General features: G+C 44.1%; 16 protein-coding genes. All 16 read right to left on the reverse strand.

Annotation, left to right across the window (positions count from 1 at the left end; translation table 11 throughout):
- Window positions 1-145: 145 nt before the first annotated feature.
- The 16 genes from recN to spoIIIAE all read right to left on the reverse strand — a co-directional run bounded on the left by recN (window position 146) and on the right by spoIIIAE (window position 15,435).
- Window positions 146-1,867: a DNA repair protein RecN gene (recN, locus tag AS29_RS01650; protein ID WP_035404061.1), complete on the reverse strand. Its 1,722-nt coding sequence runs from the start codon at window positions 1,865-1,867 to the stop codon at window positions 146-148.
- A gap of 32 nt (window positions 1,868-1,899) precedes the next feature.
- Window positions 1,900-2,349 (reverse strand): transcriptional regulator AhrC/ArgR, encoded by a 450-nt coding sequence (gene ahrC / locus AS29_RS01655; RefSeq protein ID WP_035404058.1) that lies wholly within the window; start codon window positions 2,347-2,349, stop codon window positions 1,900-1,902.
- A gap of 138 nt (window positions 2,350-2,487) precedes the next feature.
- The gene (locus AS29_RS01660) at window positions 2,488-3,333 is read right to left on the reverse strand and encodes a TlyA family RNA methyltransferase (protein WP_035404056.1); all 846 of its coding nucleotides are present in this window, start codon (window positions 3,331-3,333) and stop codon (window positions 2,488-2,490) included.
- A complete protein-coding gene (gene dxs / locus AS29_RS01665) occupies window positions 3,333-5,225 on the reverse strand; it encodes a 1-deoxy-D-xylulose-5-phosphate synthase (protein ID WP_035404054.1) in 1,893 nt (630 codons plus the stop codon). The genes AS29_RS01660 and dxs overlap by 1 nt, the downstream gene beginning before the upstream one ends.
- Before the next feature lie 302 nt (window positions 5,226-5,527).
- Window positions 5,528-6,412, reverse strand: a complete 885-nt coding sequence (locus tag AS29_RS01670) for a polyprenyl synthetase family protein (RefSeq protein WP_442854510.1) — start codon at window positions 6,410-6,412, stop codon at window positions 5,528-5,530.
- Between the two features lies 1 nt (window position 6,413).
- A complete protein-coding gene (locus AS29_RS01675; protein WP_035404052.1) occupies window positions 6,414-6,656 on the reverse strand; it encodes an exodeoxyribonuclease VII small subunit in 243 nt (80 codons plus the stop codon).
- Window positions 6,649-7,998, reverse strand: a complete 1,350-nt coding sequence (gene xseA / locus AS29_RS01680; RefSeq protein ID WP_035404050.1) for an exodeoxyribonuclease VII large subunit — start codon at window positions 7,996-7,998, stop codon at window positions 6,649-6,651. Before xseA ends, AS29_RS01675 begins: the two co-directional genes overlap by 8 nt.
- A 34-nt stretch (window positions 7,999-8,032) precedes the next feature.
- The gene (gene folD / locus AS29_RS01685) at window positions 8,033-8,884 is read right to left on the reverse strand and encodes a bifunctional methylenetetrahydrofolate dehydrogenase/methenyltetrahydrofolate cyclohydrolase FolD (protein WP_035404048.1); all 852 of its coding nucleotides are present in this window, start codon (window positions 8,882-8,884) and stop codon (window positions 8,033-8,035) included.
- A 20-nt stretch (window positions 8,885-8,904) separates the two neighbouring features.
- Window positions 8,905-9,300 (reverse strand): transcription antitermination factor NusB, encoded by a 396-nt coding sequence (gene nusB / locus AS29_RS01690; RefSeq protein ID WP_035404047.1) that lies wholly within the window; start codon window positions 9,298-9,300, stop codon window positions 8,905-8,907.
- Window positions 9,301-9,617: 317 nt separating this feature from the next.
- Complete coding sequence (locus tag AS29_RS01695) at window positions 9,618-10,025, reverse strand: Asp23/Gls24 family envelope stress response protein (RefSeq protein ID WP_035404045.1); 408 nt, start codon at window positions 10,023-10,025, stop codon at window positions 9,618-9,620.
- A 20-nt stretch (window positions 10,026-10,045) separates the two neighbouring features.
- Entirely contained in the window at window positions 10,046-11,398 is a 1,353-nt protein-coding gene (gene accC / locus AS29_RS01700; protein ID WP_035404043.1) for an acetyl-CoA carboxylase biotin carboxylase subunit, read from the reverse strand.
- A 13-nt stretch (window positions 11,399-11,411) separates the two neighbouring features.
- The gene (accB, locus tag AS29_RS01705; protein ID WP_035404041.1) at window positions 11,412-11,912 is read right to left on the reverse strand and encodes an acetyl-CoA carboxylase biotin carboxyl carrier protein; all 501 of its coding nucleotides are present in this window, start codon (window positions 11,910-11,912) and stop codon (window positions 11,412-11,414) included.
- Between the two features lie 329 nt (window positions 11,913-12,241).
- Complete coding sequence (locus tag AS29_RS01710) at window positions 12,242-12,862, reverse strand: SpoIIIAH-like family protein (RefSeq protein ID WP_082883702.1); 621 nt, start codon at window positions 12,860-12,862, stop codon at window positions 12,242-12,244.
- A 4-nt stretch (window positions 12,863-12,866) separates the two neighbouring features.
- Window positions 12,867-13,529 (reverse strand): stage III sporulation protein AG, encoded by a 663-nt coding sequence (gene spoIIIAG / locus AS29_RS01715; RefSeq protein ID WP_035404038.1) that lies wholly within the window; start codon window positions 13,527-13,529, stop codon window positions 12,867-12,869.
- Window positions 13,522-14,163, reverse strand: a complete 642-nt coding sequence (gene spoIIIAF, locus AS29_RS01720) for a stage III sporulation protein AF (RefSeq protein ID WP_035404035.1) — start codon at window positions 14,161-14,163, stop codon at window positions 13,522-13,524. Before spoIIIAF ends, spoIIIAG begins: the two co-directional genes overlap by 8 nt.
- A 12-nt stretch (window positions 14,164-14,175) precedes the next feature.
- Window positions 14,176-15,435, reverse strand: a complete 1,260-nt coding sequence (gene spoIIIAE, locus AS29_RS01725) for a stage III sporulation protein AE (RefSeq protein ID WP_035404033.1) — start codon at window positions 15,433-15,435, stop codon at window positions 14,176-14,178.
- Between the last annotated feature and the right edge of the window lie 18 nt (window positions 15,436-15,453).

A 15,453-nucleotide genomic window follows, 5' to 3' on the forward strand; every position in this document is an offset into this window, starting at 1 on the left:
ATTACTTTTGCCTTTTAGAGGCTTGTTTATAACCAGGGATGAGAGAAAAAGTTGATTAAAACGAGGCAGGAATGGGAATTATATGGTTTTTTTCATAAAGAAAGTTAAACTAAAACTGCCCAGGCAGTTTTGCCCGGACAGTTTGCTATTTCTTTGATGAACTTGCTAATAAAAGAAGTTCCTTAGCATGTTCTTTCGTTACATTCGTTACCTCAACACCGGCAATCATTCGGCCGATTTCCCTGATTTTTTCTTCATCAGTAAGCGGTTTAACGCTGGTTTTGGTACGGCCCTTTTTCGTTTCTTTTGAAATGAAAAGGTGAGTGTCTGCCATCGCCGCAACTTGAGGGAGGTGGGTAATGCAAAGCACCTGGGATCCGATGGATACCCGGTAAATCTTTTCAGCTATCGACTGTGCGACCCTGCCGCTTACTCCAGTATCGACCTCATCAAAAATAATAGAAGTGACGCCTTGATGCCTTGAAAAAATGCTCTTCATCGCCAGCATAATTCTGGATAGTTCTCCCCCTGAAGCTGTTTTGGATAGCGGCTTGAGAGGTTCACCGGGATTGGTGGAGATATAGAATTCAATGTAATCAGCGCCGTCTGCTGTAAACTTAACGGATTCTCCGTCCACTTCCGGATCCTCTTTTCCCCCCAGCTTCCGTGTGAAAACCACGTCAAAGGAGGATTTATCCATATATAGCTCTTTCAGTTCGCGGTGAATGTCTGCTGAGAGCTTTTTAGCCGCTTGCTTTCTGACAGCGGTCAAATTTTCCGCTTCCACTTTCATGTCCATAAACAAAGAAGCAAGCTCTGTTCTCATTTTATGGACGTGGCTGTCCCTGTTTGTCAGAGTTTCGATTTCTTCCTCGATTTTGGCTGAATAAGCCAAAATTTCATCCACAGAGCTTCCGTATTTTCTTTTCAAATGGCTGATTTCGTTTAGGCGGCTTTCGATAAAGTTCAGCCGCTCCGGATCATATTCCAGTTCATCCAGCTGTGAGCGCAGCTGGAAGGATAAATCCTCTAAAATATAAAAGCTGTTGGACATGCTCTCAGACATATTTTTCAGGGAGTCATTAATGGTGGAAACGTCCTCGAGGCTGCTCATTGCAAGGCCGGTCCAATCCAATCCCCTTTGCTCGCCATTGAGAGCATTATAAGCATTCTGCAAGGCTTCAAAGACTTTTTCAAAATTGGAGATTTCTTTCCGCTCTTCCTGAAGCTTGATGTCTTCATCTGGCTGAAGTCCCGCTTCCTCAATTTCATTCAGCTGAAACTGAATGAGATCCAGACGATGTGCAATCTCCTGCTCATTGTCGGAAAGCTGGCGTATCTTCTTTTTGAGGGCAGAATACTTTTTATATAGTTCACTGTAGGCCTCATGCGCAGGTACAATCTTTGCTGATCCGAACTGATCCAGCAAGGTCTGATGGTGTTCCTCATTCATCAGCTCCTGATTATCATGCTGGCCATGGATATCAATCAGCATTCGGCCAACCTCACGGAGAATCGCAATGGTAACGAGCTTTCCGTTTATGCGGCAAATGCTTTTTCCGTTTGAAGAGATATCCCTTCTTAATACAACCATTCCATCACTTGCTTCAATGCCGAATTCTTCACACTTTTCAAGGCAGGCATGCTGGTCATTTTCAAGCAAAAATAACCCTTCAAGCTCAGCTTTGCTTTCCCCGTACCGGACAAATTCCGAAGAGCCGCGTCCTCCCGCAAGCAAATGAATGGCATCAATGATAATGGACTTTCCTGCCCCTGTTTCCCCTGTGAGCACGGTAAGCCCCTTTTCAAATGAAATGGTCATTGATTCTATAATGGCAAAGTTTTTAATCGATAATTCCGCTAGCAAACAGAATTCACCTCGACTTATCGTTTCTATGACTAGAGCATTTCCAAAAAGCGATTTGTAATCTCTCCGGTGACTTCCGGAGACCTGCAGATGATTAAAATGGTATCATCACCGCAGATGGTACCGAGAATGTCATCCCAATCCAGATTGTCAATAAGCGCCCCAATCGCATTGGCATTTCCGGGCAGGGTCTTCATCACAATCATATGGCCGGCAGAATCAACCTTGACGAAAGCATCAATAAGTGCACGCTTAAGCTTGGCTAAGGGATTAAAGCGCTGATCTGCTGGAAGGCTGTACTTGTATCGTCCATCAATCATTGGAACCTTTACCAGATGCAGTTCTTTAATATCCCTTGATACAGTTGCCTGAGTCACGTTATAACCGGAACTCTTTAAACGGTCAACTAAATCATCCTGCGTTTCAATTTCATCATGTGTGATGATTTCTCTGATTTTGATATGTCTTTGCCCTTTGTTCATGCGGCACCCCTTACTGTCTTTGTAGCAATCGTATGTTCTATACCCTCCATGTTATAGGAAAGCATGATAAAAGTACATTTTTTTGTCAAATGAAACCGGTTCAAATTTTCTATGTAAAAACGGAATGAAACATCGGTTTCATTCCGCTTCAGGCAGGGACTTTGATTTAAGTTCCTCATGTGCCTTCCTGACAACCTCCGCTGCCTGTACGGGAAGATACGAATTTGCTTCTTCGTCCTTTCCAGTCCATTTCAAATGCAGAAGAAACTCAATATTTCCGTCTCCGCCGGTTATTGGAGAAAAAGACAGATTCATGCAATCGAATCCCTCTTTCAAAGCAAAATCAATCATATCTGATACGACCCATTCATGAACTTTCGAATCTCTGACGATCCCTTTTTTCCCAACTTGATCCCTGCCGGCTTCGAATTGTGGCTTCACAAGTGCTAGACAGTCTCCGCCGGGAACAAGGATTTTCTTTAAAGCGGGAAGAATCAGCCGGAGCGAGATGAATGATACATCAATAGTAGCAAGCTCTGGAAGCCCTTCCTGAAAGTCAGCAGCTTCAGAATAGCGGAAATTCGTTCTTTCCATTACAATAACCCGCGGATCCTGTCTGAGCTTCCATGCAAGCTGATTATAGCCTACGTCTACAGCATAAGATTTAACCGCGCCATTTTGCAGAGCGCAATCCGTAAATCCGCCTGTAGAGGATCCGATATCAATCATAATTTTGCCTTCTGTCTGAACGTCGAACTGCTTTAGAGCTTTTTCAAGCTTTAGTCCCCCGCGGCTGACATACGGAAGCACATTCCCCTTAATAGTTAACGGCAAATCCCGGTCTACTTTTTCTCCCGGTTTGTCCAATCTCATTTCATTTGCAAAGACGAGTCCGGCCATTACAGCCCTTTTCGCCTTTTCTCTCGTCTCGATTAAACCTTTCTCGACGAGAAGTACATCCAAACGTTCTTTTTTGCTCATTATTATGCCCTTTTTTCTTTTATTGGTGTAATTTTTTTTATCGCTGCAACAGTATGCTCTACTGTCATGCCAACTTCGTTCAATAATTTGCTCACGCTGCCGTGCTCGATGAAACGGTCCGGAATCCCCATTCGATCAATGACAGCATGGTGGAAATGGCGATCATGTGCATATTCAAGCACAGCGCTTCCGAATCCGCCTTGAAGCACTGCCTCTTCAATCGTAAGGATCGGCATGTTTTTTCTCAAAAGGCTATCAAGCATTGCTTCATCCATTGGCTTAATAAATCGTGCATTCACTACCATAACGGAAAGATTCTGGCTTTCTAAACGTTCAGCCGCTTCCATGGCCATTTCGATGGTGGTACCGAACGTCAGAATGGCTGCATCGCTTCCTTCGCGAAGAACTTCCCATGAACCAATCGGAATCTGCTTTAACTCCTCATCCATTTTCACGCCGAGGCCATTTCCCCGAGGGTAGCGCATGGCAATGGGACCGTCATCATATTTAAGAGCCGTATGGACCATGTGCTGACCTTCGTTTTCATCCTTCGGCATCATCATGACCATATTCGGCAAATGCCTCATAAATGCGATATCAAAAACACCTTGATGCGTTTCTCCATCTGCGCCTACAAGACCTGCGCGGTCAATTCCGAAGAAGACGTTCAAATTCTGACGGCACACATCATGGACTACCTGATCATATGCACGCTGCAGGAAGGTAGAGTATATCGCAAGAAACGGCTTCATCCCTTGAGTTGCGAGACCTGCTGCCATCGTAGTTGCATGCTGCTCTGCAATTCCGACATCATACATCCGGTCCGGAAATTCCTCTGCAAATCCAAGGAGTTTAGAGCCCACCGGCATTGCCGGAGTAACAGCTACTACCCGGCTGTCTTCTCTTGCAATTTTGCGAACGGTTTCGCTTACAAGTCCGCTCCAGGACGGGGCGGAAATCGAAGGTTTTACGAAATCGCCTGTGTCAATCTTGTATGCGGGCGTTCCATGCCAATTCCCAAGTTTATCTGCCTCTGCCGGGGAATAGCCTTTTCCTTTTTTCGTGATAACATGCATCAGAACAGGACCTTTTGTTTTTTTGGCATAGCGCAGATTTTCAAGCAGGTCATCGTAATTATGGCCGTCAATTGGGCCAAGATACGTAAAGCCAAGCTCTTCGAAAAACACTCCTGATACGAGCAAATATTTAAGACTGTCCTTGATTCGCTCCGCCGTGGAAGCAAGTGCTCCGCCTACCGCCGGGATCCGCTTCAGCAGCAATTCCAATTCATCCTTAGCCCATTGATATTTGCCGGCTGTTCTTAGTCTGCCGAGAACATTGTGCAACGCTCCCACATTTGGTGCAATTGACATTTCGTTATCATTTAAAATAACAATCATGTCTTTTTGTTCATGACCAATATGGTTCAATGCTTCGAGGGCCATTCCGCCCGTTAACGCACCGTCTCCAATAATTGGAATAATTGTATCATCCGTCTTTTTTAAATCTCTCGCCAGAACCATTCCCATTGCGGCAGAGAGGGAGGTGGAACTATGTCCGGTTTCCCAAACATCATGTTCGCTTTCGTTTCGTTTTGGAAATCCGCACAGTCCCTGATACTGTCTCAAGCTGTCAAAATCGCCTGCCCGGCCCGTAAGAATTTTGTGTACGTACGATTGATGCCCGACATCCCACAAAAATTTATCTTTCGGACTGTCAAAAACCTTGTGCAAAGCAATGGTTAACTCGACTACTCCCAGGTTAGGGCCGATATGGCCGCCCGTTGCTGCAAGTTTTTCAATTAAAAACTGCCTGATTTCAGCACTCAGTTTCTCAAGTTCATTATTTGAAAGCTTTTTCAGGAACCTTGGATTTTTTATCGATAATAGATCCAATTGGATCACTCACTTTCAGTGGTTTCTAATTTGACGTGTATTTTCATTCTATATCCTATAATCTCCATGTTAAACTACTTTTACTGCAAAGAAAATGTTTATGGAACCTGACCTATTATACCAATGTGCATATGAAAATCAACGTACCCGTGAGGTGTCTTTGTTTCATGCCAGCAGATAAATAAAAACCGCTAGCACAATTGTGTTAACGGCTGTCAGGGAAAAATTTAAAGTCCTAAACAACCCATTTGATTTAGGACATTATAGCACAAAATTTAAAAACAGGCTCATTTTCCTATCCCTCAGGACTCTCTAAGAGCAATTAAATCAGTCAAATCCTGCAAAAACGTATGACTCATGTTCAACTCTCCGAGAACGGTTTTGGCGAGAGCTATGTGACTTGCAAGCTTGTCCCTTGCGCCATTGATAGTCAAAAGCGATGGATAGGTTGTTTTTTGGTTGTGTGTATCAGAACCGACAGGCTTGCCGATTTTGTCCACTGTGCCTTCTATATCCAGAATATCGTCCCGAATTTGGAAAGCAATTCCGATATGCTGGCCGAAGTCTCTCATTTTTTCAATTTCCGATTCCCCCGCCCCAGCTAAAATCGCTCCAGCCACAAGACTGAAGGTCAGAAGCTTGGCTGTTTTGTGCATATGTATGTATTCCAATTCCTGAAGGGTGAGGTTTTTTGCCTCTCCTTCCATATCAGCAGCCTGTCCGCCAGCCATTCCTTCTGCACCTGCAGCATGAACAAGCTCTGATATTAATCGAAGCTTTTGAGCGGGTTCAATATGGTCAAGAGAGATAACGGCCTGAAAACTTTGGGTTAGAAGGCCGTCACCTGCAAGTACTGCCAGTGCCTCCCCATATACCTTATGGTTAGTGGGCTTTCCTCTTCGAAGATCATCATCATCCATACAAGGGAGATCATCATGAATTAGAGAGTATGTATGAATCATTTCAACAGCACATGCAGCCGGCATCCCAATTGCTTCTTCTTTGCCGAATGCGTCTAGAGAAGCAAGGACAAGAATCGGCCGAAGACGTTTACCTCCTGCGTTTAAAGAATAAAGCATGGCTTCTTTTAACGGCTGTGGTGCATTTAGATTTTCAATATAAAGCGGCAGTTCCTTTTCAATTAATTCTTTGCGGCTTGTCATAAATTCCTTAAACAATTCGGACAAATTATTCTTCCTCCTGAATTTCGAAAGGCTCCAGCTCTCCGCCTTCACGAAGAATATAATCCATTTGCTTTTCCACTCTTTGCAGTTTGTCATGGCATAGCTTGGAAAGCTTCATGCCATCCTGGAAGAAGCTGATGGCCTGTTCAAGCGGGACATCTCCCTGCTCAAGCTTTCCGACTATTTCCTCAAGCTGCTCCATTGCCTCTTCAAAGGTCACTTCTTCGGGACTGTTTTTTTCACTCATTTGTTTTCTCCACCTTCTCCATGACTTCACATAAAAGGGTTCCATCCTGAAGTCTCACCGTTACTTTATCCCCCTCAGACGCACTGCTGACGGATTTGACAAGGTCATCTTCTTTATAAACAAGACTATACCCGCGTTCCATAATACTCAAGGGATTGAGCGCATTAAGCTTTTCTAGAGAGTGCTGAAACTCTCTCTGCTTTGCTGCAAGAGATTGGTTCATTTCTCTCGTTAATGTCCTTAGAGCCTGTTCATACCGCTGTAAGGCAGCCTTTGCCTGTGCTTTTGGATGTACACGCATTAAACGGCTTTCCTGATTGTTATACCGTTCTTTCTTACCGGTTAGCAGACGAGTCATCTCCCGCTGCAAATCCTCCACAAGATCATCAAGCTGCTGTTCTTTTTGCTCATAGAGCTGCTTAGGATAACGGAAAGCATAGGATCTTTCAAAGGACTTTAACCGTTCTTTATCCTTTGTGATCTTTTCCTGCATCGATCTCATCAGTCTCGCTTTACGGACTGATACTCTTTCCAAGAGTTCAGAAAAATGGGGAACAGCCAGTTCTGCTGCCCCTGTCGGTGTAGGCGCTCTGAGATCTGCTGCAAAATCTGCGATTGTGTAGTCCGTCTCGTGGCCGACAGCAGAGATGATCGGGACGGCTGAATTAAAAATAGCCCTTGCTACAATTTCTTCATTGAATGCCCAAAGCTCTTCGATCGAACCGCCGCCGCGCCCGACAATCAGCGTATCGAGAGTTCCCAGCCTGTTCGCTTCTTCTATGGATGCTGCAACCGACTTTCCTGCATTCATCCCTTGAACAAGGGCAGGAATAATGATTACTTTTGCAATTGGATATCTTCTTTTAATAGTGATTAATACATCCCGGATGGCAGCACCTGTAGGAGAGGTGACAACTCCGATGGTTTGCGGAAAAGCGGGAATGGGCTTTTTGTATTTTTCATCAAAAAGCCCTTCCTTTTGAAGATTTTTCTTCAGCTCTTCGTAGGCAAGATACAGGCTCCCAATTCCGTCCGGCTGCATTTCCTTTGCATAAATTTGGTACTGTCCGCTTTGTTCGTATACACTGATTTCACCGCGCAGCAGCACTTTCATTCCATTTTCAGGACGGAATTTCATCGCTTTATTTTGGCTTGCAAACATGACTCCCAAAATACGCGACTGTTCATCCTTCAAAGTGAAGTATAAATGTCCTCTTGAATGGATCTTTACATTGGATAACTCGCCTTTCACCCAAATATCCCTTAGGTGGGGGTCAACATCAAATTTTCTTTTAATGTATTTGGTCAAGGCTGTTACCGTTACATGCTGGATTTCACTCATGACTGCCCCTCCTTTCGCCTGATTGGAGGCTGTCCTAGGAAATAGTATTTTTTGCTGCTTCCACCGTGTTGCGGGCGAGCATTGTAATGGTCATAGGGCCAACGCCTCCCGGAACAGGAGTAATATAGGAAGCTACTTCTTTCGCTTCATCAAACAGAACATCCCCGCACAGCTTGCCAAGTTCATTGCGGTTCATGCCAACATCAATAACGACTGCACCGGGCTTGATATCGTTCCCAGTTATCAGGTTTGCACGTCCAGCCGCTACTACAAGGATATCAGCCTGCCTGGTGATTTCAGACAAATCTTTTGTTTTGGAGTGGCAATAGGAGACCGTGGCATTTTCTTTGAGTAAGAGCTGACCGACCGGTTTGCCGACGATATTGCTTCGGCCGACCACTACCGCATGTTTTCCAGCGGGGTCAATCCCGGTAATACGGAGCATTTCCATAATTCCAGCGGGTGTACAGGAAAGGAAGCATTTTTGCCCTGTCAGCATCCGCCCTAAATTGACCGGATGGAAGCCATCTACATCCTTTTCTGGTAAAATTCGTTCAATTACAGCTATTTCATTAATATGTTCAGGCAGAGGAAGCTGAACGAGGATTCCATGATAGCTGGAATCTTCATTGTAGCGGTCAATGACTTTCAGCAGCTCTTCTTCGGAAAGAGACGCAGGAAACTGCTCGAGCTTAAAATCGATGCCGATTTCTTCCGAAGCCTTCCGCTTGCCTTTTATGTAGGAAAGGGACGCAGGGTTGTCTCCGACCAGGATAATCACCAGTCCCGGATTGACTCCTTGCTCCTTAAGTGCTGTTACTTCTTCAGACAGGTTCGTTCTCGTTTGTTTTGCAATTTCTGTTCCGCTGATTATGGAAGCAGTCATTGGGCATTCCTCCAAACAGTTTAGTTGGTTTCGATGTCTTTTCTAATGTTAGAAAGAACTCCATTTACAAAACGGCTTGATTGATCATCTCCGAATGCTTTAGCAAGCTCAATGGCCTCATCAATTGAAACAGAAGCAGGAATATCGGTCTCGTACTTCATTTCATAGGCAGCTAGGCGCAAAATTCCTCTGTCAACGTTCGCAAGCCTCTCCAACTTCCAATTGACAAGATGGGGTGTAATAAGCGAATCGATTTCTTCCAAGTTTGAAATCGTTCCAGTCACAAGGTCTTTAGTAAAGGAATTCACTTCTTCCTCATCAAAAGCATGCTGCAGGGCATCTGCTGGATCAATTTGGCTCACATCTATTTGAAACAATGCCTGTAAAGCTTTCTCTCGGGCTGCTCTTCTATTCATTCGTTTTCTGCTCCTTTTATATACGTTAATATACATTCATTTTATCCATGTCCATGTCTAGCCAAATCATATCATAATTTTGAAGCTGAATCACTTCCAAAATACGCATTCTCGCGACAAAACCGAATAAAAGATTCTTTTTTTCTCTAAACATTCGTTATTTATCACTTTTGCTTCCCTTTTCTCCAATGAATTCGCTGAAGCTTGTGTGGGGTCTAATCCTCTTTTCCCATAATATTCCACTCGATATTTTCGTATAGGCATAGAAAAAGGACTGCAAAATGCAGTCCTGATTCCATATGAAAATGATTCGCTTCTTACATTTCCTGATCGATTTCTACTTCAGGCGTTTTAGCGTCAAAAAGAATCCCTACTACATGGACATTAATCTCTGTAATATCAAGAGCTGTCATCGTTAAAAGCGCCTGACGGATATTATCCTGAATGGACTGCGCAACGTTTGGAATGGAAACGCCAAATGCCATGGTGCAATAAATATCAATAGAGATTCCTTCTTCGGAAAGCTCAACTTTTACACCCTTGCCATGATTTTTCTTTCCAAGGCGCTCTGCTACACCTGATGCAAAGTTGCCGCGCATATTCCCTACTCCTTCAACTTCAGAAGCAGCAATCCCCGCAATCACTTCAATAACTTCCGGTGCAATTTCAACCTTGCCAAGTGTACTGTCTTCCTGGTTCATTTCTAGTAAACGGTTTTCCTTCATTTCCTGCACCTCCATAAAAATTAGGATTCCATTACTGGATACAGCTCCAGAAACTTCGTGTTAAAATTTCCGCTTTTAAATGTTTCATGATCAAGCAGCTTTAAATGGAAAGGAATTGTTGTAGAGATTCCTTCGATTACAAACTCGCTCAATGCACGTTTCATTCTTGCAATCGCTTCTTCTCTTGTATCTCCATATGTAATCAATTTTGCAATCATGGAGTCGTAATATGGAGGAATTGAATACCCGGGATAAACCGCGGAATCCACTCTGACTCCAAGGCCGCCCGGTGGCAGATACATCTCGATCTTCCCGGGAGAAGGCATAAAGTTCTTTGACGGATTTTCTGCATTGATCCTGCATTCCATTGCCCAGCCTTTAAACACAACATCCTCCTGCTTAATGCTGAGGGTGTCTCCGGATGCCACTTTGATTTGCTCTTTAATCAAGTCAATTCCGGTCACCATTTCAGTTACAGGGTGCTCAACCTGAATCCGCGTGTTCATTTCCATGAAATAGTAACGTTGTTCATTATAATCAAAAATGAACTCAACCGTTCCAGCTCCCGTGTATTGAACCGCTTCTGCCGCTCTCACAGCCGCCTGTCCCATTTTCTCACGGATTGCAGGATCGAGTGCCGGCGAAGGAGATTCTTCTACAAGCTTTTGCAGTCTGCGCTGAATGGTACAGTCACGTTCGCCTAAATGAATCGTGTTTCCGTGAGTATCAGCCATCACCTGAATTTCAACATGGCGGAAGTCTTCAATGAATTTCTCAATATATACCCCAGGGTTTCCAAAGGCTGTTTCCGCTTCCTTCTGAGTAATGCGGATTCCTTTTTCAAGATCTTTCTGATCCCGTGCAACACGAATTCCTTTTCCGCCGCCGCCTGCAGTTGCCTTTATAATAACCGGATACCCAATTTCCTCTGCAAGGGAAACCGCTTCTTCAATATTTTTAATAATTCCCCTTGATCCCGGAACAATCGGAACATTTGCTTCCCGCATTGTTTCTCTCGCTACATCCTTCGTACCCATCTTTGAAATAGCTTCAGGACTCGGTCCTACAAAGGTAATGCTGCACTCCCTGCACAATTCAGCAAAGTCCGCATTTTCAGCAAGGAAGCCATAACCGGGATGGATGGCGTCTGTTCCAGTCAGGTTGGCAACACTGATAATATTGGTAAAATTTAAATAGCTGTCTCTTGAAGAAGTCGGTCCAATGCAATACGCTTCATCTGCGAGCTGAACATGCAGAGCGTCCCTGTCTGCTTCTGAAAAAACGGCAACGGTCTCAATCTCAAGCTCTTTGCACGCCCGGATGATTCTTACAGCAATTTCTCCCCGATTCGCAATGAGTAATTTCTTGATCATATCAGTTCGCTCCTTATTCAGGCTTTACGAGGAACAGGGGCTGGCCGTATTCTACAAGCTGACCGTTTTCCGCCAGAATTTCCACGATTTCTCCTTTAGTTTCTGCTTCAATTTCATTAAACAGCTTCATTGCTTCTACGATGCACACGACTGTGTCATTTTTTACTTTTGAACCCAATTCCACATAATTACCTGTTTCCGGTGAAGAAGCCGCGTAAAAAGTTCCTACCATTGGAGATGTAATTTTAACCAGGTTTTCATCCTGTACCGATTCAGCTGCCGGTTTTTCCTCTGCTTTTGGCGCTTCCTGGCCGGCACTCGGCTGAGCTGCCTGAACTGGTGCAGCCTGCTGCACTGGAGCTTCAGCAGCAGCTGGCGCTGCGTGACTGTAAACAGCTTCAGGCGCTGATTTTTTCAATAAAAGCTTTGCACCTTCATTTTCGTATGTAAATTCATCAATTGAAGATTGGTCGATTAACTTGATCAGTTCCCGAATCTCCTGGATTTTCAACATAAACTGGCACCCCTTATTGGAAAATTACGTGATAAATGCTAATTACTATCATCTGCTACTAAAACTAAGTCTCATAAACATCTTACGATACTATGCAAGCTTAATTCAACTTAAATCGATACGCTATACAACTTTTGAATGATTCCTGCCCCAATGACCATGATCCTATTATAGTCGAAATGTACCTTTTTTTGAAATGGACCTTTACATGGGCAGGTTAGACAAAAAGGTTTGCTGCACATCATCGAAGATTTTCGCTTCCCCATCCAGTGTTCCCGTTTTCAGATAAAAAATCAGCCTGCATCCGCAGGCTGATTCTGTTCTATTTTTTATTTGGTCGGTTCAAAGGAAACCGCTACATTTTCCATACCCGCAATTTCGCTTCTGACAAGCATAATGATGTCATTGGCATTCGCTGCACTATGATCTTTCGCTTTAACCGTAATCAAAACCTGATTATCTTCTACCCTTACTAATGCATCATCATAATCCTCAGATTTGATTAACGTTTCAAGAATGGCTTCCTTGCCTGCCGTGTCAGACAGTTCTTTCATTTGCTCATAAGCTTTGCTTTTTTCTTCAGCAGATGCGTCTTTGCTTGCAACGACGGACTGAAGCTGGCTTTTCAGCTCGCTTCTCTGATCTTCAAGCTCCATGCGAAGGGAAGTAAAAAGTTCATCGCTTTCAACTGTTGAAACGACTGTACCATCTTCCCCGGCTGCAGATTTGGCTTCCCCTTTGGCATTTTCATTTCCCTTTGTATCTTTGGAAACCGTTTTTGATGCAGCCGTTTCTTCTTTCCCGGCAGCTTTTTCATCTTGATTCTGGTCCTTATTTACTGCAGCCATATCAGTTCCTGTTCCGCCTTCAGGAGAGGTAATGTAATAGACAGATAACACTACGACTAAGCTAAGCATCGTTAGCAGCCAAACGGTTTGTTTTTTCAGCATCATATTATGAAGCCTCCTTTATTTTTTTGGGAGCTACTGCAACTTTGAAGCTCTCAACCCCAAGCACTCTTGTCACAGAGTCCACGATCATTTTCTTTATTTGAACGTTGTCCGCCCCATTGGCTACAACGAGTACACCCCTGATTGCCGGCTTCGTATATTGAAGCACGATCGGCGTTTCTTTATCCCCCTGCTTAATAATGACGACCTGCTCATCATTGGTCACATCATCAACTTTTCTTTCGCCCCCGTCCCGATCCGTTTCATTCGTGGACTGGCTTTGGGTGTTACGGTTTTTTTCCAGTACTTTCAGTGACGTTGCATCGACATTAACAACGACAGATACATCATCAATCCCGCTGATGGTTTCCAGAGCTTCCTTCAGCTGCGTTTCATAATCATGTTCATAGCCCGCGATTAAATCCTTTTCGGTATCAGCTGCCGGCTTAAATACTTCCTGAGTTTCTGAATTTCCGCTTCCGGGGGAAACAGCTGCCGGCTGCACGCCTGCCGTTTTGACACTTTGATCAGTCATGTTGCTTAAAAGCATAATTCCGATTCCCGCCGCGAGCAGCATCAAGATGGTTTTCGGATTCACCTTTGACTGTCCCCCACTCTGGCTGAAGAACTTCTTGATTTTATCCATTAACGATGTTTTCTCACTCATGAACCTGATCCTCCCCTCCTTCCACATGAATCAGGATTTGCTCCTGATCCAGCTCCCATATTTGCGCAAGCAGCGAAGCCATATCCTTCAAGCGGCTATCGGCTATATCCTCTTTAGGAACCATTTCTCTTGATGCATCAATTTGAATGGGTGCTATGGTTTCGACTGCTGTCTGTTCTTTTTCAGAGGGGGCGCTCACATAAACATCTACGGATTTTACATCTTTGCTGCTTCCTATTGATTTCTGCTCATCTGAAACCTGGATGGCGATGTCTCGAATTTCCATTGAATATTCTTTTTCCATATCCTCCCCGGCATCTTTTTTCATTTGGACAGCCATTTGTTCTAAAATATATGCACGCTGGGAGGCTTGTATTTCTCTTTTCTGTGATTCGATCAATTTTTTTGATTCTTCATCCTGCGAAGCATCATTTATTTGGAAATCACTGATCAGCTTGTTGATATCAACAGAGAATAAGCTGAATACAGGATTCAATATAACCACAATCAGCATCAAGCCGATGACCATCTTTGAGTATTTCTGCATGGAAGAGTTCGGAAGCAGCATATCAATTACGATGGCAAGCAGAATGAATAATAGGATATTCGTAATCCAGCCAGTCAGAAAAGTCATATTCTCACCCTCCTATCGAACCATTAAGGTTAAATTCCCCGCGGCGATAATGACCGTCAGACTGAGGAAGAACATAAATGAGACGATGGCCAGTGCCGCAAAAATATAAATAACACTTTTGCTGATAATATCCAGGCATTTAATCACTGGTCCTCCTCCAACAGGCTGAAGGATCGCAGCAGCAAATTTATAAATAAACGCAAGGGACAGGACTTTAAGCGCAGGAAATGCAGCAATCGCAAGCAGGATCGCAACACCGGCAATTCCGACTGTATTCTTCAATAGAACTGACGCACTTATCACAGTATCAGTAGCATCTGTAAACATCCGTCCTAGGACGGGGATAAAATTTCCTGTTAAAAACTTGGCTGTACGGATCGTGATGCCGTCCGTAACAGCGGCTGATGCCCCCTGAACAGAAATGACTCCTAAAAAAATCGTGAGAAAGGTTCCGAGAAGTCCAATTCCTGCCTGTCTCAAGAGCTGTGCCAGCTGGGTAACTTTATACTGATCTGTCAATGTACTGACGATGCTTAATAGAGCAGATAGAAAAAGAAGGGGAAGCACGACATTCTGGATTAAAACCCCGCTCGTATTCATGAGAAAGAGAATAACAGGATGAAAGAATGCGGCAGAAACCAATCCTCCTGATGAAGCCATAAGCGCGAGCAATAATGGAATAAGAGCCATAATGAAATTCGTCATGGATTGGATTGCATCACTTGTGTATTGAATCGCGATATGAAAGCTGTTTAATGCAATGATCATCAGCACCATGTAAACGAGAGCGTATGCCACTTTGCTGACTGTACTCTGCTGAAATGCGTTTTGCAGCAGCTGAAGCAAAACACTGAAGATTGTTAGCAGGATCAGTGTACCCAGCAGCTTTCCATTCGCCAGGATTTCATGAAACAAATATTTTAAGAGTGCCTTCATCCAGTCCATGATGGAAAAATGCTTTTCACCTGTTACAAAGTCATAGAGACTGCCTTTTTGGCTTTCCGGCAGAAATCCCCCATACTGTACAAGAAGCTCGTCCCAGAAAGCTTTAACATGCTCCAGTTCAAGCTTGTCCGCCTGCTGTCTGATAAGTCCTTCTTGCCCGGAAGGATCAGAAGAAAGTGAAGGGTCCACCGTGTCAGCTGCTTCTCCATTTTCCTTCAATGATTCATCTTGGCTGAAGCTGTTTTGGGCAGGTTCATTGCCCTGGGCTTGTACATGTATAGGAAAGAAAATCAGAATACAAAAAACTATGGCTGGCAGCCTTTTCATGACCCCTCCTCCTCTCCG

The sequence above is a fragment of the Bacillus sp. SJS genome, assembly GCF_000732485.2.
Classification (GTDB): domain Bacteria; phylum Bacillota; class Bacilli; order Bacillales; family Bacillaceae; genus Metabacillus_B; species Metabacillus_B sediminis.

Excerpts from the sequence above, each read along its gene's own strand:
- ahrC (WP_035404058.1), bottom strand. The coding sequence starts at position 2,349 with ATGAACAAAGGGCAAAGACATATCAAAATCAGAGAAATCATCACACAT.
- AS29_RS01675 (WP_035404052.1), bottom strand. The coding sequence starts at position 6,656 with ATGAGTGAAAAAAACAGTCCCGAAGAAGTGACCTTTGAAGAGGCAATG.
- xseA (WP_035404050.1), bottom strand. The coding sequence starts at position 7,998 with ATGAGTGAAATCCAGCATGTAACGGTAACAGCCTTGACCAAATACATT.
- folD (WP_035404048.1), bottom strand. The coding sequence starts at position 8,884 with ATGACTGCTTCCATAATCAGCGGAACAGAAATTGCAAAACAAACGAGA.
- nusB (WP_035404047.1), bottom strand. The coding sequence starts at position 9,300 with ATGAATAGAAGAGCAGCCCGAGAGAAAGCTTTACAGGCATTGTTTCAA.
- AS29_RS01695 (WP_035404045.1), bottom strand. The coding sequence starts at position 10,025 with ATGAAGGAAAACCGTTTACTAGAAATGAACCAGGAAGACAGTACACTT.
- accC (WP_035404043.1), bottom strand. The coding sequence starts at position 11,398 with ATGATCAAGAAATTACTCATTGCGAATCGGGGAGAAATTGCTGTAAGA.
- accB (WP_035404041.1), bottom strand. The coding sequence starts at position 11,912 with ATGTTGAAAATCCAGGAGATTCGGGAACTGATCAAGTTAATCGACCAA.
- AS29_RS01710 (WP_082883702.1), bottom strand. The coding sequence starts at position 12,862 with ATGCTGAAAAAACAAACCGTTTGGCTGCTAACGATGCTTAGCTTAGTC.
- spoIIIAG (WP_035404038.1), bottom strand. The coding sequence starts at position 13,529 with ATGAGTGAGAAAACATCGTTAATGGATAAAATCAAGAAGTTCTTCAGC.
- spoIIIAF (WP_035404035.1), bottom strand. The coding sequence starts at position 14,163 with ATGACTTTTCTGACTGGCTGGATTACGAATATCCTATTATTCATTCTG.
- spoIIIAE (WP_035404033.1), bottom strand. The coding sequence starts at position 15,435 with ATGAAAAGGCTGCCAGCCATAGTTTTTTGTATTCTGATTTTCTTTCCT.